This window comes from Pseudomonas sp. QC2 (genome assembly GCF_002859085.1).
Lineage (GTDB): Bacteria > Pseudomonadota > Gammaproteobacteria > Pseudomonadales > Pseudomonadaceae > Aquipseudomonas > Aquipseudomonas petroselini.
Map to the genome: position 1 here is coordinate 50,041 of NZ_PKKS01000014.1, position 18,262 is coordinate 68,302.

At 60.1% G+C, this 18,262-nt stretch carries 25 protein-coding genes and 1 pseudogene; 13 read left to right on the forward strand and 13 right to left on the reverse strand.

Annotation, left to right across the window (positions count from 1 at the left end):
• Positions 1–4: 4 nt before the first annotated feature.
• The 13 genes and pseudogenes from codA to QCBJ_RS30695 all read right to left on the reverse strand — a co-directional run.
• The gene (gene codA, locus QCBJ_RS13230; protein WP_046036762.1) at positions 5–1,240 is read right to left on the reverse strand and encodes a cytosine deaminase; all 1,236 of its coding nucleotides are present in this window, start codon (positions 1,238–1,240) and stop codon (positions 5–7) included.
• Between the two features lie 27 nt (positions 1,241–1,267).
• On the reverse strand, positions 1,268–2,473 hold the full coding sequence (locus QCBJ_RS13235) for a PucR family transcriptional regulator (RefSeq protein ID WP_102060980.1): 1,206 nt from the start codon (positions 2,471–2,473) through the stop codon (positions 1,268–1,270).
• The gene (gene codB, locus QCBJ_RS13240) at positions 2,470–3,738 is read right to left on the reverse strand and encodes a cytosine permease (protein ID WP_093544994.1); all 1,269 of its coding nucleotides are present in this window, start codon (positions 3,736–3,738) and stop codon (positions 2,470–2,472) included. Before codB ends, QCBJ_RS13235 begins: the two co-directional genes overlap by 4 nt.
• 191 nt (positions 3,739–3,929) lie before the next feature.
• Complete coding sequence (locus QCBJ_RS13245; RefSeq protein ID WP_102060981.1) at positions 3,930–4,553, reverse strand: NUDIX hydrolase; 624 nt, start codon at positions 4,551–4,553, stop codon at positions 3,930–3,932.
• A 3-nt stretch (positions 4,554–4,556) separates the two neighbouring features.
• Positions 4,557–5,003, reverse strand: a complete 447-nt coding sequence (locus QCBJ_RS13250; RefSeq protein ID WP_102060982.1) for a GNAT family N-acetyltransferase — start codon at positions 5,001–5,003, stop codon at positions 4,557–4,559.
• A gap of 26 nt (positions 5,004–5,029) precedes the next feature.
• Positions 5,030–5,227, reverse strand: a complete 198-nt coding sequence (locus QCBJ_RS13255; protein WP_012723357.1) for a helix-turn-helix transcriptional regulator — start codon at positions 5,225–5,227, stop codon at positions 5,030–5,032.
• On the reverse strand, positions 5,224–5,598 hold the full coding sequence (locus tag QCBJ_RS13260) for a hypothetical protein (RefSeq protein WP_102060983.1): 375 nt from the start codon (positions 5,596–5,598) through the stop codon (positions 5,224–5,226). Before QCBJ_RS13260 ends, QCBJ_RS13255 begins: the two co-directional genes overlap by 4 nt.
• Positions 5,599–5,723: 125 nt before the next feature.
• Entirely contained in the window at positions 5,724–6,080 is a 357-nt protein-coding gene (gene queD, locus QCBJ_RS13265) for a 6-carboxytetrahydropterin synthase QueD (RefSeq protein ID WP_003190259.1), read from the reverse strand.
• Positions 6,081–6,143: 63 nt separating this feature from the next.
• Positions 6,144–6,356, reverse strand: coding sequence for an AlpA family transcriptional regulator (locus QCBJ_RS13270; RefSeq protein WP_044483140.1), 213 nt, complete (start codon positions 6,354–6,356; stop codon positions 6,144–6,146).
• Positions 6,353–6,580 carry a hypothetical protein gene (locus QCBJ_RS13275; protein ID WP_102060984.1) on the reverse strand — a complete coding sequence of 76 codons (228 nt, stop codon included), beginning with the start codon at positions 6,578–6,580 and terminating at the stop codon, positions 6,353–6,355. The genes QCBJ_RS13270 and QCBJ_RS13275 overlap by 4 nt, the downstream gene beginning before the upstream one ends.
• A gap of 42 nt (positions 6,581–6,622) precedes the next feature.
• The gene (locus QCBJ_RS13280) at positions 6,623–7,141 is read right to left on the reverse strand and encodes an HNH endonuclease signature motif containing protein (protein WP_158242099.1); all 519 of its coding nucleotides are present in this window, start codon (positions 7,139–7,141) and stop codon (positions 6,623–6,625) included.
• Positions 7,142–7,435: 294 nt separating this feature from the next.
• Entirely contained in the window at positions 7,436–7,783 is a 348-nt protein-coding gene (locus QCBJ_RS13285) for a phage protein NinX family protein (RefSeq protein WP_102060986.1), read from the reverse strand.
• A gap of 49 nt (positions 7,784–7,832) precedes the next feature.
• Positions 7,833–8,198, reverse strand: a pseudogene (locus QCBJ_RS30695) (hypothetical protein); the annotation flags it as partial.
• A 442-nt stretch (positions 8,199–8,640) separates the two neighbouring features.
• On the opposite strand from QCBJ_RS30695, the gene QCBJ_RS13300 reads away from it, so the two are divergent.
• The 13 genes from QCBJ_RS13300 (at position 8,641) to QCBJ_RS13360 (ending at position 18,254) form a co-directional block, all read left to right on the forward strand.
• A complete protein-coding gene (locus QCBJ_RS13300) occupies positions 8,641–9,402 on the forward strand; it encodes a hypothetical protein (protein ID WP_102060987.1) in 762 nt (253 codons plus the stop codon).
• Between the two features lie 87 nt (positions 9,403–9,489).
• Positions 9,490–10,227: a hypothetical protein gene (locus QCBJ_RS13305; protein ID WP_102061059.1), complete on the forward strand. Its 738-nt coding sequence runs from the start codon at positions 9,490–9,492 to the stop codon at positions 10,225–10,227.
• Positions 10,228–10,230: 3 nt separating this feature from the next.
• A complete protein-coding gene (locus QCBJ_RS13310) occupies positions 10,231–11,208 on the forward strand; it encodes a phage coat protein (protein WP_102060988.1) in 978 nt (325 codons plus the stop codon).
• 55 nt (positions 11,209–11,263) lie between these two features.
• Positions 11,264–11,569, forward strand: coding sequence for a HeH/LEM domain-containing protein (locus tag QCBJ_RS13315; RefSeq protein ID WP_102060989.1), 306 nt, complete (start codon positions 11,264–11,266; stop codon positions 11,567–11,569).
• A 10-nt stretch (positions 11,570–11,579) separates the two neighbouring features.
• Positions 11,580–11,957 (forward strand): hypothetical protein, encoded by a 378-nt coding sequence (locus tag QCBJ_RS13320; protein ID WP_102060990.1) that lies wholly within the window; start codon positions 11,580–11,582, stop codon positions 11,955–11,957.
• Between the two features lie 2 nt (positions 11,958–11,959).
• On the forward strand, positions 11,960–12,352 hold the full coding sequence (locus QCBJ_RS13325) for a hypothetical protein (RefSeq protein ID WP_102060991.1): 393 nt from the start codon (positions 11,960–11,962) through the stop codon (positions 12,350–12,352).
• Between the two features lies 1 nt (position 12,353).
• Positions 12,354–12,998 carry a hypothetical protein gene (locus tag QCBJ_RS13330; RefSeq protein WP_102060992.1) on the forward strand — a complete coding sequence of 215 codons (645 nt, stop codon included), beginning with the start codon at positions 12,354–12,356 and terminating at the stop codon, positions 12,996–12,998.
• A complete protein-coding gene (locus tag QCBJ_RS13335; protein ID WP_102060993.1) occupies positions 12,995–13,423 on the forward strand; it encodes a phage tail terminator-like protein in 429 nt (142 codons plus the stop codon). The genes QCBJ_RS13330 and QCBJ_RS13335 overlap by 4 nt, the downstream gene beginning before the upstream one ends.
• 39 nt (positions 13,424–13,462) lie before the next feature.
• Positions 13,463–14,122 carry a phage tail protein gene (locus QCBJ_RS13340; RefSeq protein ID WP_102060994.1) on the forward strand — a complete coding sequence of 220 codons (660 nt, stop codon included), beginning with the start codon at positions 13,463–13,465 and terminating at the stop codon, positions 14,120–14,122.
• Positions 14,123–14,131: 9 nt separating this feature from the next.
• Entirely contained in the window at positions 14,132–14,512 is a 381-nt protein-coding gene (locus tag QCBJ_RS13345; protein ID WP_102060995.1) for a phage tail assembly chaperone, read from the forward strand.
• A gap of 17 nt (positions 14,513–14,529) precedes the next feature.
• Complete coding sequence (locus tag QCBJ_RS13350) at positions 14,530–14,835, forward strand: DUF1799 domain-containing protein (protein ID WP_256581505.1); 306 nt, start codon at positions 14,530–14,532, stop codon at positions 14,833–14,835.
• Positions 14,836–14,862: 27 nt separating this feature from the next.
• A complete protein-coding gene (locus tag QCBJ_RS13355) occupies positions 14,863–17,916 on the forward strand; it encodes a phage tail tape measure protein (RefSeq protein WP_102060996.1) in 3,054 nt (1,017 codons plus the stop codon).
• The gene (locus QCBJ_RS13360; RefSeq protein WP_102060997.1) at positions 17,916–18,254 is read left to right on the forward strand and encodes a phage tail protein; all 339 of its coding nucleotides are present in this window, start codon (positions 17,916–17,918) and stop codon (positions 18,252–18,254) included. The genes QCBJ_RS13355 and QCBJ_RS13360 overlap by 1 nt, the downstream gene beginning before the upstream one ends.
• Positions 18,255–18,262 lie beyond the last annotated feature (8 nt).

Below are 18,262 nucleotides of genomic sequence, written 5' to 3' on the forward strand. Positions count from 1 at the left end.
GCCTTTACACAAACTCCACCTGCGCCGGCTGACGTTTCATCAAGACCTTGCCGTTGCGGATCGAGTAAAGCGGCAGGCCCTGGCTACGGATGACCTCGTAGTCGCTGTCCGCCGAAAGGATCAGCAGGTTGGCTGGCCGCCCAGGCTCCAGGCCGTATCGTTCGCCCAGGGCCATGGCTTTGGCGCTGTTGTCGGTCACCAGGTCCAGCGCGCTTTGCAGGTTGCGGTAGCCAAGCATGTGGCAGATGTGCAAACCGGCTTCCAGCACCCGCAGGATGTTGCCGTTGCCCAAGGGGTACCAGGGATCGACGATGGAGTCTTGGCCGAAGCACACGTTCATGCCGGCCTCCAGCAGTTCGTTGACCCGAGTGACGCCACGGCGTTTCGGGAACGTATCGAAGCGACCTTGCAGGTGAATGCTCTCGGTGGGGCAGGAAACGAAGCTGATACCGGAGTGCCCCAACAGGCGGAAGAGCTTGGCGCAGTAGGCATTGTCATAGGAGCCCATGGCGGTGGTGTGGCTGGCGGTAACGCGAGCGCCCATGTCACGGCTGCGGGCTTCTTCGGCCAGCACTTCGAGAAAGCGTGAATGCGGGTCGTCGGTTTCGTCGCAGTGCACGTCCACCAGGCAGCCGGTGCGTTCGGCCAGGTCCATCAGGAACTTCACCGAACTCACGCCCTGGTCACGGGTGTACTCAAAGTGAGGGATGCCGCCGATTACATCGGCGCCGAGGCGAATGGCTTCTTCCATCAGTTCGCGACCGTTGCGGTATGACTCGATGCCTTCCTGGGGGAACGCGACGATCTGCAGGTCGATCAGGTGCGTACTTTCCTGGCGCACTTCCAGCATGGCCTTGAGCGCCGTGAGGTCCGGGTCGGTGACGTCGACGTGGGTGCGCACGTGTTGGATGCCGTGGGCGGCCAGGGCCTGGATCGTCTTTTTGGCGCGGGTCTTGGTGTCTGCCTGGGTGATGGTGGCCTTGCGTTCGCCCCAGCATTCGATGCCTTCGAACAGGGTGCCGCTCATGTTCCAGCGCGGCTCGCCTGCGGTCAGTGTGGCGTCGAGGTGGATATGGGGTTCGACGAAGGGCGGAATCACCAGGTTGCCGGCGGCGTCCAAGTCGTCGGCTGCGGCAGTCGTTGTACCCGATTGGGGGGTGATGCTGGCGATCCGGCCATGTTCCAGGTGCAGATCATGCAGGCCTTCACGGTTGCGCAGGCGGGCGTTGATGATGTGCATGGGCAAGTTCCTCTTGGCTAAAAACAATCAGGCAGACAGCCGCCAGATCATCAGCGCAATGCCAATGTCCAGGCGGTCATAAGCGTTATCCAGCGTCAGGCCGCACAGGGCTTCGATGCGCTGGACACGGTGTGTCAGGGTATTGCGGTGCACGGCCAGCCGTTGGGCGGCGGCCACAAGGTTACCATTCTCGTGAAACCAGGCTTCCAGGGTCGGCATCAGGCTGGGGCCATGGTGCACGTCGTGGCGCAGTAATGGGCCGAGGCGTTCATTCAGGAATTGGTCGAGCAGGGCGCGATCACGCACACCGCTGAGCAGTTTGAGCACGCCCAGTTCGTCGTACATGCAGAGCCCGGCCCGCTCGCTGAAACGCCGCGCAGCGGCCAACGCCTGGCGCGCTTCATCCTGCGCCTGGGCCAGGCGTACCGGTGGGTGCGCGGCGGCGCTGAGGCCGATAAACAGTTTGAGCGGCGCCAGGCGCAGGTTCAGCGGGTTGAGCCAGTTGGCCAATTGCTGGCGGTTGGCCAGGGCGGCGACAGCGTCCGGCGCCGGCAGCAGCAGTGTCCATTGCCCGGCCCGTCCGAGTACCGGCAACCCGGCAGACACCTGACGCAAACGCCGACTGATAGCGTCATGTTGCCGCGCCAGTTGCGCCTCTACATAGGCGGCATCGCCCTGGGCAAACAGCCATTCGCTGCCTTCCAATTGCAGTTGCACAACCTGCCAGTGCCCGGCCAGCGACAGGCCCAACTGCACTGCACGGTGCAGCAGCAAATCCAGGGATTGGTAATCGCCGGTCAGCAAGCGCTCCAACACATCGTGCCGCGAGCGCCCCAATTGCTCGGACTGGATCAGCGCCGAGCCAATGGCCTGGGTCACCAGCACCATTTTCAGCGAATAGGGCTGTTCGATCAGTGGCATGCCGGCGGCTTCGGCAGCCTCCAGCAAATGCGGGGGAATCGCCTGGATATATGCCGGCCCCGTGAGTATCACCAACCCAGCCACTTGGCGCTGACAGGCTTCATCCAGCAATTGCAGCAAGTTGGCTTCATCCCGTGGGTGATTGATCCCGGTCACGAACACCAGCTCGCCGCCCAAGACCCATTCGGCAATCCCGCTGTTCTCCGCGACATAGGGCCAGCGCACGGTATTATCCAGGCCAACGGCGCCGGCCCGCAGGCGCATTGATTCCAAGCCCGGCAGGGCCAGTACATCGGCAAGGGTCAGGCTCATGCGCGGGCGTCAGCCAGCGGCGCGCGCACCCGGAGTACGGCGGTGAGCACGATGTAGGTCAACGACGCAGCAACGATGCCCACCAACGGCGCGACCCAGGGCGAACTGAAGGCCAGCACCGTGCCCACCGCATACGCTACCAGCCCAGGCCAGTTGAACGCCGGCAGGCGAGCGTCGGCCAGGCGCGGATAGTGGCCGCGGTAACGGTAGAAGAAGTCCGCCATGATCACCCCGCCAATCGGTGGGATCACCGTGCCCAGCAGGATCAAGTAAGGCACCAGCAGGTCGTACATGCCAAGCAACGCCAGCAGGGTGCCGATCACCGCGCCGGCCAGGGTCACGGTCTTGCGCCGCTTAGTGCGCAGCAGGTTGCAGCCGGCCACCGCGAAGTTATAAATGGTGTTGTCCTGGGTGCTCCAGATGTTGAGCAGCAACATGGCCATCGCCGCCATGGCAAAGCCCTGCAGCAGTAACACTTCGACCACATCCGGTTGTTGATAGACGATCGCACCGTAGGCGCCGATCAGCACCATCAAGCCGTTGCCGATAAAGAAACCGATCAGGCTGGCCAGCACCGCCACCTTGGCCGAACGCGAAAAGCGCGTCCAATTGGTGGCCTGGGTCGCGCCGCTGACAAAGGTGCCGAACACCAGAGTGATTGCCGTGGACAAGTCCAATGCACCGCTCGGCACCACCGCCAACAACCCCTCCAGCCCGCCGACTTTCACGGTCGCCACCCACATCGACAGACACAGCAGGATGCCCATCGCCGGCACCGCGATGTAGGACAGAATCTCCAGCCCGCGATAACCAATATAGGCCGTGGCGCAAAACACCAGGCCAAACAGCACCATCAACGCCAGCACGCTGCCCTGGCTCAGTTCGAAATACTTGCCCAGCACCACCGCAGCCGTGGCGGTACCCCAGGCGTACCAGCCGATTTGGGTAAAACCGAGGATCAAGTCGCTGAGCTTGCTGCCCAGTTCGCCGAAGCAGAAGCGGCCCATCAGCACCGAATTCAGCCCGCTCTTGAACGCGATGTAACCCAGGCCTGCGGCGTAGATACCCAACAACAGGTTACCCAGGGCCACGACGCCGAGCATGTCGATAAAGCTGAACGCCACCCCCAGCTTGCCGCCGGCAAACATGGTCGCGGTAAAAAACGTAAAGCCCAGCAGCACCATGGCGGTCGACGCCAGGCCTTTGCGCGCATGCATCGGGACTTCGCTGAGGGGGTAATCATTGCCCGGTTCTTGCTGCGTCATGTGCCTTGCTCCCTGAATGAGTGACGCAGGCCTACTGCACCGTGCGTGCCAAACCGGCGGCAGTGACAGGCGCACGGTCGACGCTGTGCATCGTGCACACTATTTATAGCCAAACATGGGATAAACGCAGGAAGGGTTGTACGCCGTGCCCAGTCGGGCACGAAAGCGGTGCAGCGGTGATACAAATTGGATCAGTCGAACAGCGTGTAGGTCGTCTCGCCGCGATGAAAGGCGAATGCCGCCTCCAGATCACTCTCGATGGTGCGCCCACGGGACAGCGGCGGCAGCGCATCGAGGCGGAAAAAGCCCACTTCGGTAGTCTCGAACCCCGCCATCGGTGCGCACTGATCCACCGGTTCACACAGGAAGTACAGCTTGTAGAAGTCCCGCACGTCCGCACGATACAAGCCCTTGGCCTTGTGCGTGACGCTGTACAGCGCCCGCGCGGTGACCGTCAACCCGGCTTCCTCGCGAATCTCCTTGACGATGTTTTCGGCCGCCGACAAACCGATATCGGCATAACCGCCTGGCAACGCCCAGCAGCCATCGGTCAACTCGCGCACCAGCAGAATTCGGTCGTCCTCGATGATTGCACCCCGTACGTCGATCATCGGTGTCGAATAGCGCTGGGCAAAGTCGGTGACTAACCCGGTGATGCGCTCCAAGGGCACATTGCCCAATTGCGCGAGCATGCTGTGGGCAATCGCGGCAATTTCTTCCAGGCGCTCGCGCTCGAAATCATCGGTGCAAAAGTGCAGCCCCGTGGACGCCAACGCCTGCAAGCGTTTGGCTTGGGCCAGCCAGGTGTTTTCCATGGGTTACTCCTGGAGTTGTTTGGTCATGTATACGCGGTGCAGGCCATGTTCTTCAGCCCGGTGGGTTTCGACATAGCCACGGCGCGTGTACAGCCTGATGTTCTCGGCCATGGTTTCATTTGTGTACAGGCGGATGGCGGCGAAGCCTGCGGCGAGCGCCTGTTGCTCGGCAAAATCCATCAGCAACCGCCCGAGGCCCAGGCCCTGGGCATCCGGGGCGACGGCCAGATTATCCAGCAGCAGTGCGCCATCAGCATCCAGCAGGATGATAAAACCCTGAACCCGCCCGGCATTTTCCAGCACGTGTACGCCTCCGGCTTTCACGTGTTGGTGATAATCCTCCAGCATCGGCCCTGGCTTGCGGCCGATCCGTTCGATGTACGGCGAGTAGGCCGCCTGGACGATAGCCTCGATGGCAGCGACATCAGCAGCAGTGGCGAGGCGCATCATTGCAATGTGCTCCTTTGGACAGTCGATCAATCTGTCGGCGCTTCGAAGATCCCTTCGATAGGCCGTTCGAACACCTTGGCAATCTTGAACGCCAACGGCAAGCTTGGGTCGTAGCGGCCGGTCTCGATGGCATTGATGGTCTGGCGCGATACGCCAAGGCGCTCGGCAAGGTCGGCCTGGGACCAGCCCAGTTCCGAGCGTAACTGACGCATCAGGTTATTCATGGGTAGCGCCTTGTGCCGATGATCGTGGCCACGCACCAGACGCCACCCATGATCGGCCACACCATAAAGGCCGACAAGCGTGGGAAGCCGGCAGTTTCCAGGAAGCCGTAGCTGAAGGTCGTGAGCGCCGTGCACACAAACGCCACGGCCAGCGCGTCCAACTGGATCTTGCGGCCCATTTCATCCATGGCGTTCAGCCGGCGGATGATCGTAACCGCCATCGCGATCATCGGAATCACTGGCAGCAAGGCCAAGGCGATTTTTGCGGCGCCGTCGGACATGGACGACACATAGGCGCTGGAAATGACGACGCACAGCATGTACGCCAGCATTATCACCGCGAATTCCACCAGAAAGCGTTTGACCGACATGACCCTCTCCACAAGTAAAGGGTGCTTTACATTAGGTTTGGATTATTGCCGTATCAAGGGTGCTTTACATTGGGGTGGCAGACGTAAAAAAACCACCCGCAGGTGGTTCTTCAACGCGCAATCGCTTACTCGCCGCGATAGATGCAACCGCTGGTGCAAGTCTCGTGGATGCGAATCGCACTGAGCTCAGGCAGCAGGGGTTTCAGCTCATTCCAGATCCACTTGGCCAGCACTTCGCTGGTCGGGTTTTCCAGGCCTGGGATGTCATTGAGGTAGTTGTGGTCGAGACGTTCATAGAGCGGTTTGAAAATCGCCTTGATCTCCGAGAAGTCGCGAATCCAGCCGGTATGGGGATCGAGGTCGCCGCTCAGGTGGATCGCCACCTTGAACGAATGCCCGTGCAGGCGCCCGCATTTATGGCCTTCCGGTACGTGGGGCAGGCGGTGGGCGGATTCGAATGTAAATTCCTTGAAGATTTCCACGGTATAACCTGTAGGGCAGGGTTTTAAAGGGGTCTGTGCGATTGTCAGGTTTTGGTGTACTGATCAATGTACTGATTGGTCGTTGCTGGGCGTAATTGAGGTCATCCATTCAGCGATTGCCGACTGGCGCCAGGCGACCGAGTTGGGGCCTATTCTAACCTGTTTTGGGAATGTGCCCTCCCTGATCCGACGATAAACGGTATTCCGCCCCAGGCCGGTCGTATGAAGCACTTCATCTAGGCGCAGGAAGCGATCGATATTCTCTGCTCTGTTCATGGCTCTCTCCTTGCGCCAGCCGTGGGCCGCGCTGTCTTGATGATGTGAACTGCCAGGCCGAAGGTGATCAGCAGCCAGGCGCAGGTGCCGGCGAATGCGTAGAGCAGCGACTCTGTTGTGCCGGTGCCAACCAGGTCAGGGCCGATCCAAATGAACCAGCTACCGGTTGCGACCAGGTACAGCAAAGCGCCCAGTACAATCAGGGTGAGTTTCATAGCGAACATGGGGTGTCCTTGCCGAGCTGGGCGGCAGAAGGTGGGTTAGGGTTATGCTGCCGCGTCAAAGGTTTCGGCGTAGGCGATGAGTCTTGCTCTTACCGTCTCCGCGTCCTTTTGCGCCGCCTCTAGAGTTTCGTGATAGCCGCCATAGAAGAATTTCCCGCGGCACTCCATCTGGACGTGCCACCGATTCTTTCGCCCGTCCCAATAAACGCCGTGCGTGCCGCTCGCGCCGCGCCCTTGACTGCTCCTCGCACCGTACTCACGATTGCGGCAGTTCTGAGATGGCGTGACCTCTCTGAGGTTTTCCCATCTGTTGTCGTCCTTGATGCGGTTGATGTGGTCAATCAGTAGGTCGTCGGATGGGTGGCTGCCCGTCATGTAGAGCCACGCAAGCCGGTGTGCCTGGTGCTTGACGCGGTCTACGGCGATTGTGATGTAGCCGTTCTTGTCGAAACGCCCAATTCGCCTTTTGTGGTTGGGTGGGGTGCGAGTGAAAGCGCCTGTTTCCGGGTTGTAATGCAGCTTTTCCAGCAGGCGAGCGTGTGTCAGTTCTCGCGTTTTCATAGGCGAAATCGTCCTCGCCCGCCGCTCACCGGCAGGCATATGGTTAAATAGGAATAATTCTTGTGTGTGAGGTGGGTAATGGAGAGGATTATTCGAAGCCCTTTATTTGCTATCGGGGCGCCGCTTACGATTTGTGGTTTTGGAATTGGCCTCAACTACCTGCTTAGGCAAGGGACCTTCGGCTGCATAGCTGTAGGCCTGCTGGTCGCCGGGCTCGCTTTCATCCTGGTAGGTTGGTTACGGTCGCGCGCATAGACCCGCCGCTCACCGGCAGGCATGTAGGGGGGATTGGGGTTAGACGAGTTCGGCGGGGATATCGATGACGTCGCCCAGTGCGGAGACGGCGATAGCGCGACAAGCTGCAATGCTGATGGTTGGCCCGCCGGCGGTCACCTCTCCGACCCTTGCGGACCATTGATGGCCCGGCATCCGAACATCGAATCGCACGCGGTGCCACAGTATCGCCAGCGTCCCTGCCTTTTCGTCAGTTGCTGGATTGATCTTTCCGAAAGTGCTGCCGCCCAGCGCCAGGCGAACCCCGCTTTTGGTGATCCTGGCCTGCTTTCCTTCGGCCAGGGCCATTGCCCAGTTCAGTGCTTGGCCGGTCAGCTCAGCTGTATTCACTCGGACGTGTTGATTCATGGCCTGGGCCCCTTGTAGATGAACACGTAGGCGAACCAGAGGGTGGCGATCATGGCGTCACCCGCTTGAACTCGACCACCCAGACCCACGGGTTGGCGCTCCAGTCGCCACCGACGCTTTGCCATAGATTGCCGAAGGCGTTGCGGGCCGAGTCGAGGCACTGCTCGTGGCTGGTGGTCCTGTCCCACATCCAGCCATTGCGCTGCGGGTGATGCATTTCGGGGGCCGGGCATTCGCCGACCTCGGTCCAGCCTTTCCCGGAGTGACCGCACTTGCGCCCGTAATCGGTGAAGAAGCAGCCTTCGGCCTGGGCTTGGTCTTCGCTGATGTCCTGCAACCGCTCGACGCGCACTTCGGTGATCTCCAGCAGGATGCGGCAGGCGGCGCGTGGCATATGAATGCTGGGCTTGTACTTCAAGCCGAAGTCTTTCCTTGCCTCGTCGCTGTGCGATCCGGGGCGGCAGTCTGCAGCGTAGGCGTAGCGCTGAAGCGGGCCGTCCGGGTCTGGGCGATGCTCAACACCGGTACCGCGCAGATCAATGAATGTCTCGCGCACCCACATCCGATCACCGCGCCGCCCATATGGGCAGGTGCGGTTGGCAGTTGAGTTGTACGCCACCGAGCAGGGCTTCCAGATCGAGGAGCCGACGTACTCCAATGAGCCAAATGGCCGGCGCACACGGCTCAACCGAGATACGCCCGGCCTGCGGATGCGGCCGCCACCGTATGCGCCGAGCAGGACGCAGTTCGCCGATTACCTGGTGATGCGCGGGCTCACTGTCGTTAATGTGACGAGAAGGAATTGAGTCGAACTCTTTCCCGCTGGTATAAAGCTCTTCTTTCCTGAGGAGCTGAATATGAAAGGGATTGCTGGAGTTGTTCTGCTAGCCCTATGCACAATTTGCGCAATGCTTGGGCTGACTGTTGGCATCACAATGAATCCCCAATCCACAGTAAGATATGTCTGGGACTGGGGGGTCGCTGGAGGCTGGGTGTCGGGTTTGGGCGCAATGCTTGCAGTGGGTTTTGCACTTTTGCAGTCACACAAGCAGCAAATGAAAGAGATGCCTAAAGTTAGCGTAATCCACCGATTCTCTCCTGATGAGTGGCTGGTTCGTGTTGTTTCGGAAGGCGTTGTTCCAGAGAGCATCCTTGCGGCTGACCTCATTATTCATGAGGACGGGTCTAAAATTGACCTTTTTGGCTTCAGTAATATAGCGAAGGGCGGGCGTGACACGAAACTTCAGAGAGGTGACCATCTCGACGTCATCTCCGTTAACAGACAAGGAATCCGCAGGATTGCGGAGCAATGGGTCGCTCCGACAATTGCGAGGTTATTGCGCAATAACATATCTCCTGGAAATTATGACTTTAAACTCGACAAAAGGTTTTTTGACGCTCTGGACGAGCTTTTTGCCCAGCGCAGCTATGTCCTCATAAGGCTAGTTAGTAAAGACTTAGTTATTGAACTGGACGCGAAGTTTGTCTCTTTTGTATCGGAGTACATCTCCAGCACGAGGAAGGCGGAGGAAACTTTACGTATTGCCGCTTTCAGCCCTGATGCTCAAAGAAGGATGGATGCTGGACAGTATCTAGAATTTGGCGATCCACAAGCGTAGAAAACTAACTCAGCAATATCGAACCGCCCAAGAGGCGGTTTTTTTATGCCTGCAAAGCGGGCCGACCAAACCCAAGGGGTGCACCAAGTGGCAGACGAAAACCAGATTGATCTTGAAGACCCGGCAGTTCAGACCGCCATTGCTGCAGCCGTTGAGGCTGCAACCCTGGGCCTCAAGAACAAAAACACCGAGCTTCTTGGCTCGCTCCGGACCACCAAGACCGAGCTGGACGGCTTCAAGTCCCAGTTTGAAGGCCTGGACATCGCTGCCGTGAAAGGGCTGCTGACCAAGGTTGGCCAGGATGAAGAGACCAAGCTGATTGCCGAGGGCAAGCTGGATGAGGTCATCACCCGCCGCACAGAGCGCCTGCGCACCGACTACGATACCAAGCTGGCCGCCGAGAAAGCCCGTGCCGACAAGGCCGAGCAGTTCGCTGCCAAGTACAGCGACAAGGTCCTAGCCGATTCCATTCGCGCTGCTGCCATCAAGGCCGGCGCGCTCCCCGAGGCTGCCGAGGACATCATTCTGCGCGCCCGGGGCACTTTCAAACTCAGTGAAGACGGCGAGGCGATTGCCACCGACCGTGACGGCGAGGTCGTTTACGGGAAGGACGGGAAGACCCCTCTGTCGCCGCTCGAATGGGCGGAATCGCTGCGCGAAACAGCAACACACCTGTGGCCAAGGGCCCAGGGCGCCGGGCAGACCGGCGACAACGGTGGCAAGGCCACGAAAAAGTGGGGTGAGTACACGGAAACCGAGCGCGCTGCAATCGCCCGTGACAACCCTGAGCTCTTCAAGAAAATCCAGGCCACCAAAGGAAACTAATTTATGGCAACTACCCAACTGACCGACATCTTCGTCGGCGACTACTACGCCTCCCTGGCGCCGGTTAACAGCCCGGAAAAGACCGCAGTATACGAGTCGGGCATTGTGACCCGCTCGCCTGTGCTGGACGCCATCGCCTCCGGCAGCCAGGGCACCGCCGAGATCAGCTACTGGCAGGATCTCAACGCCGATGAAGCCCCGAACATCAGCAATGATGACCCGAACGACCAGGGCGAAGTCGGCAAAGTCACCCAGGACAGCATGCGTGCCCGCGTCCTGTACCTCAACAAAGGCTATGGCGTTGCGGACCTGACCGCTGAGCTGGCGAACAGCGAGCCTCAGCAGCAGATCCGCAACCGCTTCGGCACCTACTGGACCCGCCAGTGGCAGCGTTACACCCTGGGCGCCGCTCGCGGCATCATCGCCTCGAACATCGCGAACAACGGCGGTGACATGGTCATCGACGCGGGCGCGACCATCAGCGCGAACGCCTTCCAGGATGCTGCGTTCACCGCGGGCGATGCGGCTGACCAGTTCGGCGCGATTGGCGTGCACTCGGTGGTGATGAACCAGATGGTCAAGCAGGATCTCATCGAGTACCTGCGCGACTCCGACGGCAAGATCATCCTGGCCACCTACCTGGGTAAGCCAGTGTTCATGGACGATGCCCTGGTATATGGCGCGGGCAAGTACCTGTCCGTGTTCTTCGGCCAGGGCGCGTTCGGTTACGGCGAAGGCACGCCGAAGGTGCCGGTAGAGCTGGAGCGTAAGCCGGGCGGCGGTAACGGTGGCGGTGCCGAGGTGCTGTGGGAGCGTAAAACCTACATCCTCCAACCCGCCGGCTTCAGCTGGAAGGGTTCCGAGGCTCAGAACCTCAGCCCAACCGCGACTCAGTACGCCTCCGCAGGCAACTGGGAGCGCGTGTTCAACCGCAAGCAAGTTCCGTTCGCCGCTGTCATCAGCGGTACCACCACGCCGTAATCCGGCCCACACAACCTGGCGCCCTTATGGCGCCGGGAAGCTTTTGAGGTGACTCATGAAAGTGATCTACACGGACAAGCCGGGCAAAGAGCGCGGCGTGTGCTACCGCTTGCTGAGCGAATTCTTCGGCGTCATCGGCTCCGCGACCGAGGTGGTCGTCGATGGCGATGCGCCGGATATCTTCGATGCTTACCAGGCCGCCGGCATCAAGGTTTCCGACGGCAAGGAGCAGGAAGCACCTGAAACCGACCCTCTGAAAATGAAGGTCCCAGAGCTGAAAGAGTGGCTGAACGCGAAAGGCATTACCTTTGACGCGACCGCCAAGAAAGAAGACCTGCAGGCCCTGGTGCCGGCGGAATAAGGACAAGCATATGACCGACTTCATCACCGTTGCCGATGTTGACGCCTCTCTGGGTCCTGGCTGGGCCGGTGCCGGTGATCCGGTCCTTGCTGTGACCATGGCAAACGCCTGGCTCACGGCCAAGATTAAGCGGGCTGTTCCCGATCCGGTTCCGGCCGAGATCAAAACAGCCGGCGCCCAGGTCGCCAAAGAGGCGGCGGCGGGCAAGCTGTACACAGCAACGCAGAAGGAAGTGCAGAGCAAGACCGTATCCGCGCAGTCCGGCACGTCGGTGAGCAAAACGTACGTGGCAGGCTCTACCGAACAGTCGGCGGGCGTCAACTTCGCCCTTGCGCTTCTGGAACCTTGGATCAAGCGCTCTGGCGTGATGATGCTGAAAAGGATCTGATCATGGGCATGCGCGAAGAGATCCAGGCTGAATTGGCCGAGGCGTTCGACGATCCCGATGGGCTGGCCGACGCGGTTAAGCCCGTGACGGGCGCGCGCAAGGTTGCAGGCGAGTATGACCCTGACTTGGGCGGTGAAACGCCTGAGACCACCGTCAATTACATTGGGCGCGGTGTTCTGGGCAGCTACATGTCCAAGGAGATCGACGGTTCGCTCATCCAGACCACCGACAAGAAGCTGCTGGTGTTGCAAAACGAGCTGTTCGTGTCGGAGGCCGGCGTTCCGACGGCGGTACCGGCTGCCCCGGCCATTGGCGATATCGTCAACGGGCTGCGGGTGATGAACGTGTCTGCGGACCCTGCTGATGCAACGTGGACAGCGCAACTGAGGAAATGACATGGCGACCCAATCCGGCAGCTTCGCCCTGAGCCTGGCCGAGTTCGCCGCCCAGGCCAGTGAGGCAATCGACGCGAGCCTGCGCGAAATCATTATCGAGATTGGTAGCAGCATCATCCGCATGTCACCGGTGGGCAACCCTGAGATATGGGCTGCCAACGTTGCTCATCGCGAGGCCAACTCCCGCGCTGCCGATGACTACGACTTCAAGGTCGCCGTACGCAATACGCTCATCAACCTAAACGAATCGAATTTCACGAAGGCGGGCAACCTCAAGCGCGGCGTGAAATATGCCAAACCGCTAACGAAGACCGAGCGCGATCAGAACTTCAGCGTGAATGGCTTGGTGGCTGGCCGGGACTATGTTGGCGGTCGCTTTCGGGCGAACTGGAATTTCTCCATCGGTTCTGTCGACAACAGCTTCCGTATTCACCCAGACCCGACAGGAACCGAGGCAACCGCAAGGCTTGTGGCGGGCGCTATTGAGTTCAAGGCCGGGCAGACAGCTTTCATCGTTAACAACTTGCCCTATGCAATCCCGCTGGAGTTCGGCCATTCCACCCAGGCCCCTGGCGGCATGGTCCGGGTAACCGTGGCTCGCTTTCAGCAGATCGTGCTGGAGGCCATCAGGAACAACCAGATATGAGTCACGCACGAGCCCGCCAGGCCATTGAAACGAAGCTGGCCGCATGGGCGGCTGCGCGCCCGATACGAGTGGCCTACGCAAACCAGCCTTTTACACCAAGCACCTCTGAAACGTACCTGCGAGCCTACCAGCTGCCGGCCAGCACCACCTGCCGCTATCTCGGCGGGGAGGCTTACGAGTACGCCGGTATTTATCAGGTCAGCATCGTCTGCCCCTCTGCGCAGGCCATGGCCACCGCCGAGACGCTAATCGATGAGTTGACGCGGCTGTTTCGCGTCGACACAGCTCTGACCCGCAATGGCTTCGAAGGCTTGATCACCGAGCCATTAGACCAGGGACCAACCATCACAGAGTCGGCGACCTACACGGTCCCGGCCAGCTTCACCTATCTGGGTGTCGCAGACCAACCGCCCGCTGGGGCATAACCTACCGCCGTCAGGCGGGCACTCAAGAGGAAATACACCATGGCCGCACGCTTCCCGCTGCCGAACGGCGCCGTACTGGAGATCGCCAGCGTTATGGGCTCCGCAGTCGCTTTTACTGCCTTGACCAATGCGAAACCGCCAGTCGCTGCGTCCGTTGGGCACAGCATTGAAATGGGCGACGTCTTGTTAATTAACTCGGGCTGGGCGCTGATTAATGATCGCGCCGTGAAAGCGTCCGGCGTAACTGCAGACGCCTTTGCCTTGGCTGGCCTCAATACCACCAACACCGACAAGTACACCGTGGGTGCCGGCGCCGGTTCGGTAATCCCAGTTTCGGGTTGGACGCAGATCTCGAAAGTGACGTCCTTCACATCTTCCGGCGGCGAGCAGCAGTATCAAACTGTCGGCTACCTGGAGGATGACGACGACAAGCAGTTCCCCACCAACCGTAACCCCACCACGATCACTATCGTAGTGGAGGATCAACCCACGGCGCAGTACGTCGAAACCGTCGAAGGCTACGACGACACCAAGGAGCTGGCTGTGGTCCGCATGAAGCTGCGTAACGGCGATCAGATCCTCTATCCGGGCTATGTGAGCATCACACCCGACCCGACCATGGAGCGCAACAACGTCATGACGCGCACCATCAGTATCGGGCTTTCCGCTCGTTCGCTTCGCTACCTGGCTGGCGCATAAGGACTTCCCATGGCAAAGATCAGGATCGCCCAGAACCCAACATTCAAGGCATTCGTGTTGATCCCGATAGTTGGGGAGGAGCCCGAGAAAATCGAGTTCACCTTCAAATATCGGGATCGCCCGGGACTTGCAGCCCTGTTCGATGATTGGAGCGCAAAGGGAAAGGAGATGCGCGCCAGTTTCGGTGAAGGCACCACTCTATCTGATGTCGTTTCGGCCGAGACCGAGCTTCAGGTGCAGCAGATCAAGGATCTCGTTGTTGGCTGGGGCTTTGATGACAAGTTCGACGACAAGAGCATCCAGGCTCTTGTTAAGTCGTGCTATGGCACCGCCGAAGCGGTCGTGAACGCCTATCAGAGCGCTTTTAGCCAGGCCCGCCTGGGAAACTGATATCGGCAGCCAAAGCCATGTACGAAAGTGGCCCATCTGCTGAGCAGTTGGGTGTTCTCGGGCTGACGGCTGCCGATCTTGATGATGAAGATGTCGAGGTCTGGCCCTGCAACTGGCCGGCCTTCCTGCTTTTCAACCGCATGTCCACCCAGTGGCGAGCAGGCTCCGGCGGCGCTATCGGCCTCGACTACAGCAGTATCCGCGACGTGGCCGGCTTCCTCGGCATCAAGAAAAAGAAACTCGCTGAAATCTTCCCTGACCTTCAGGTGCTGGAAGGCGAAGCCCTGCGCGTTATGGCGGAGGAAAGGGAAAACAGCCCGTAACCACGGGCACTTATTCAAGGTGAGTCGATGAACATTGCAGAACTCGGCGTCAAGATCGACTCGGCCGATGCAATCCAGGCAAAAACGAGCCTGGATGAAATGGCGAAGGCAGGTGGCCGGGCCGAGCAGTCCGCCGTTTCGCTGATGAACGAAATGCAGGCGCTGGAAAAGTCACTTTCCACCAGCGCCAAAACCACCCAGGACCTGGCGAAGCAGCGTGACGCTCTCGCCAAGCTGACCAAGACCGGCGCCTATGGCGAGGCCGAGGCGGCGAAGATCTCCGCTCAGCTGGACAAGCAGCAGATCGCCCTGGCCAAGTCTGCCCTCGACGAGCAGAAGGCCCTGAACAGCCTGCTGGGAGCCATCGACCCAGCTCGCGCTGCCCTCGCCAAGCTGGATACGCAGGTCGAGCAGCTTGGCAAACACCTAGATGCCGGCCGTATCAGCCAGGACCAGTACAACAGCGCCCTGGGTAAGATCGACAAGGATTACGCCAAGCTCGAAAAGACCACCACCGGTTTCGACAAGCTGCGCCTCGGTACCCGCCAGGCGCAGGAAAACGTCGTGCAGTTGGGTAACGCGCTGTCGTCGGGTGATTGGGGTAGTGGCGTTCGCGCCGTCGCTCAGTTGGGCGCCGGTGCTGGCGCTGGTGCTGCTGGTCTGCTCGCCATCCTGGCCCCGCTGGCCCTGGCTACTGCCGCCGTGGGTGGCCTCGCCGTTGCCTACTACAAGGGCAGCGAAGAGCAGGACCGCTATAACAAATCACTGATCCTTACTGGCAACTACGCCGGCGTGAGTGCCGGGCAGTTGGGTGACATGGCGCGGCAGGTCAGCGCTACCGTGGGCACCACAGGCCAGGCCGCTGCAGTGCTGGCGATGCTGGCTGAAAACGGCAAGATCGCCGGCGACAGCTTTACCGGCATCACCCAGGCCGCAGTATCAATGCAGGAAGCCACGGGCAAGGCAGTAAGCGAGACGGTTGCTGAGTTCGTCAAGCTCGCCGATGACCCGGTAAAGGCATCTGCTGCGCTGAACGAGCAGTACCACTACCTCACCGCTTCGGTTTACTCGCAGATTGCTGCGCTGGAAGAGCAGGGTGATCACGCGGGCGCCGTGAAGCTGGCCACCGAGTCCTACGCCGACGCAATAAACGAGCGCACTCCGAAAATCCTCGAAAACCTCAGTTTTTGGGAAAGGGGATATAACGCCGTAGCGCGCGCTGCCGACAACCTCAAAAACATCGGCCGTCCGGACATTGGCGCCGATATCGAGCAGGCCCGCCGTGACCTGGCAGAAGCGCAGAAGGGCAACGTTGGCGCCTTCCAAAACAAGCAAGTGATGGTTGATTACTACACCAATCAACTGAACATGCTGGAAGATCAGCGCGACGCCGAAGCCGATATCGCCAAGCAGGAAGGAGAGCGTGCCAAGGCGCAACAATCTGCGATCACCTCTATGCAGAAGGTGGACGCGCTCACCAAGTCCTCATGGACGAATGAGCAGAAGCGAACCGAGGCGATCAAGGATTACAAAAAACAGCTCGACGACATCCGCAAGGTGGCGCCGAGCGACCCGCGCCTGGCCCAGGCTACGGTCGACAAAAACATCTCCAACATCAACGACAAGTTCAAGGATCCCAAGGCCGCAGGCACGCAGGTCGACCTGACCAGCTTCAACGACGCCAAGAACGACCTGGCGGCGATCACCGACACCTACAAAAACTACCAGAAGGAACTGGAAGCGGCTCAAAAGGCCGGCCTGCTGTCCGAGGAAGACTATCTGCTGCGGCGCCAGGCGCTGATGGGCAACCAGCTCGACCAAACCACGGCGGCCTACGAGGCTGAGATTGCCGCACTGGAGGCAGCCAAGGGCAAGAAGACTACTTCGGCAGCGCAAAGCATCCAGCTGGACCAGAAGATCGCTGACGCACGCGCAGGGATGGTCAAGGCGCAGAAGGATGCCGACAGTCAGCTTGAAGTGCTGGCTACCAACGAGACCGGCCGGCTTGCCAAACAGGAGCGGGCGATCAGCACTTACGTGCAGGCGCTGGGGCAGCAACAGCGGGCTTTGGAACTGGCAGGTCAGCGTGCAGTTCTCGGCGTAGGGCAGGGCGATCGCCAGAACGCGCTCAGCGGCGAGCTGAACAGCCAGCAGGACCGGTTTGCTCAGCAGTCGCTGGAGTTGGCCAACCAGAAGTCCGACCCGTCGCGCAACATGTCGGAAGAGGAGTTCAAGCGAAAGTCGCAGGCTCTTGCAGACGCGAACAAGGCCGCTACGGACCAGATCCGGCAGAACTATGCGGATGTGGAGAATGCCCAGGGCGATTGGACCAAGGGCGCGACTGCGGCGTGGGAAAACTACCTGGATTCGGCGCGCAACATTGCTGGCCAGACAAAAAGCCTATTCGGTAACGCCTTCAGTTCCATGGAAGACTCGATCGTCAATTTCGCGATGACCGGCAAAGCGTCGTTCTCAGATTTCGCCAAATCGATCCTGGCGGATATGGCGCGTATCGCTACCCGTCAGGCGAGTTCGGCTTTGTTGGGCAGCTTGGTGGGCGCAGCGGCCAGTTACCTCGGCGGAAGTGCTGCAGGTGGCGGCAATGGCATGGCTGCCGGGTCTGCCGGTGCCACGTCGTCGAACCTCGGGGCGTCATCAGCCGGTTATTCCAGTACCTACTTCCCGCAAGCGAAGGGTGGCGCCTGGTCGGGTGGCGTGCAGATGTTTGCCGACGGCGGCGCCTTCACCAACTCCATCGTCAGCAAGCCGACGGCGTTTGGCATGGCCAACAGCAAGACAGGGGTAATGGGTGAGGCAGGGGAAGAGGCGATCATGCCGCTTACCCGGACGTCCAGTGGCAAGCTTGGGGTTATGGCTGCTGGCGGCGGATCTGGATCAACGCAGATCAATGTCGAGGTGCACATCGATGGCGAGGGCAACGCCTCGTCTTCGGCTGATGCTCCAGGCTATGACCTGTTCGGCAAGGAACTGGCCGCGTTTGTTGAGCAGAAGTACCAGCAGATGCGCAACAAGGACATGGGCCAGGGTGGCGTCATCAACAAAGCAATTAAGGGGCGCTGATGGCTATCGAACGATTCACCTGGGCGACAGAGAAGGGCGCAGAAGGTGATATCACCCAGCGCGTTCGCTCCAAGCAGTTCGGCGATGGATACGAACAGTCGTTAGAGGACGGCCTCAACAACCGGTCGCAATCCTGGCCCGTGACCTTCACGGGCATGAAGGGGCGCATCAAGGACATCATGGACTTCCTCGACCGACACAAGGGGGCGAAGGGCTTCCTGTGGGAGCCGCCCCTGGGTGAGCTTGGTCTCTACAAGTGCAATGGCTACAAGCCCGTGCACCGCGGCGGCCAGGTCTACGCCATCACCGCAACTTTCCAGCAAACCTTTCATCCCTGAGTAACCGC

Coding starts and splice junctions, on each gene's coding strand:
- QCBJ_RS13325 (WP_102060991.1), top strand. CDS start 11,960: ATGGGCATGCGCGAAGAGATCCAGGCTGAATTGGCCGAGGCGTTCGAC.
- QCBJ_RS13245 (WP_102060981.1), bottom strand. CDS start 4,553: ATGGAAAACACCTGGCTGGCCCAAGCCAAACGCTTGCAGGCGTTGGCG.
- QCBJ_RS13280 (WP_158242099.1), bottom strand. CDS start 7,141: ATGAAAACGCGAGAACTGACACACGCTCGCCTGCTGGAAAAGCTGCAT.
- QCBJ_RS13335 (WP_102060993.1), top strand. CDS start 12,995: ATGAGTCACGCACGAGCCCGCCAGGCCATTGAAACGAAGCTGGCCGCA.
- QCBJ_RS13315 (WP_102060989.1), top strand. CDS start 11,264: ATGAAAGTGATCTACACGGACAAGCCGGGCAAAGAGCGCGGCGTGTGC.
- QCBJ_RS13340 (WP_102060994.1), top strand. CDS start 13,463: ATGGCCGCACGCTTCCCGCTGCCGAACGGCGCCGTACTGGAGATCGCC.
- QCBJ_RS13300 (WP_102060987.1), top strand. CDS start 8,641: ATGAAAGGGATTGCTGGAGTTGTTCTGCTAGCCCTATGCACAATTTGC.
- QCBJ_RS13275 (WP_102060984.1), bottom strand. CDS start 6,580: ATGTTCGCTATGAAACTCACCCTGATTGTACTGGGCGCTTTGCTGTAC.
- QCBJ_RS13355 (WP_102060996.1), top strand. CDS start 14,863: ATGAACATTGCAGAACTCGGCGTCAAGATCGACTCGGCCGATGCAATC.
- QCBJ_RS13285 (WP_102060986.1), bottom strand. CDS start 7,783: ATGAATCAACACGTCCGAGTGAATACAGCTGAGCTGACCGGCCAAGCA.
- QCBJ_RS13310 (WP_102060988.1), top strand. CDS start 10,231: ATGGCAACTACCCAACTGACCGACATCTTCGTCGGCGACTACTACGCC.
- QCBJ_RS13270 (WP_044483140.1), bottom strand. CDS start 6,356: ATGAACAGAGCAGAGAATATCGATCGCTTCCTGCGCCTAGATGAAGTG.
- codB (WP_093544994.1), bottom strand. CDS start 3,738: ATGACGCAGCAAGAACCGGGCAATGATTACCCCCTCAGCGAAGTCCCG.
- QCBJ_RS13360 (WP_102060997.1), top strand. CDS start 17,916: ATGGCTATCGAACGATTCACCTGGGCGACAGAGAAGGGCGCAGAAGGT.
- codA (WP_046036762.1), bottom strand. CDS start 1,240: ATGCACATCATCAACGCCCGCCTGCGCAACCGTGAAGGCCTGCATGAT.
- QCBJ_RS13330 (WP_102060992.1), top strand. CDS start 12,354: ATGGCGACCCAATCCGGCAGCTTCGCCCTGAGCCTGGCCGAGTTCGCC.
- QCBJ_RS13345 (WP_102060995.1), top strand. CDS start 14,132: ATGGCAAAGATCAGGATCGCCCAGAACCCAACATTCAAGGCATTCGTG.
- QCBJ_RS13250 (WP_102060982.1), bottom strand. CDS start 5,003: ATGATGCGCCTCGCCACTGCTGCTGATGTCGCTGCCATCGAGGCTATC.
- QCBJ_RS13255 (WP_012723357.1), bottom strand. CDS start 5,227: ATGAATAACCTGATGCGTCAGTTACGCTCGGAACTGGGCTGGTCCCAG.
- QCBJ_RS13320 (WP_102060990.1), top strand. CDS start 11,580: ATGACCGACTTCATCACCGTTGCCGATGTTGACGCCTCTCTGGGTCCT.
- QCBJ_RS13235 (WP_102060980.1), bottom strand. CDS start 2,473: ATGAGCCTGACCCTTGCCGATGTACTGGCCCTGCCGGGCTTGGAATCA.
- QCBJ_RS13350 (WP_256581505.1), top strand. CDS start 14,530: ATGTACGAAAGTGGCCCATCTGCTGAGCAGTTGGGTGTTCTCGGGCTG.
- QCBJ_RS13260 (WP_102060983.1), bottom strand. CDS start 5,598: ATGTCGGTCAAACGCTTTCTGGTGGAATTCGCGGTGATAATGCTGGCG.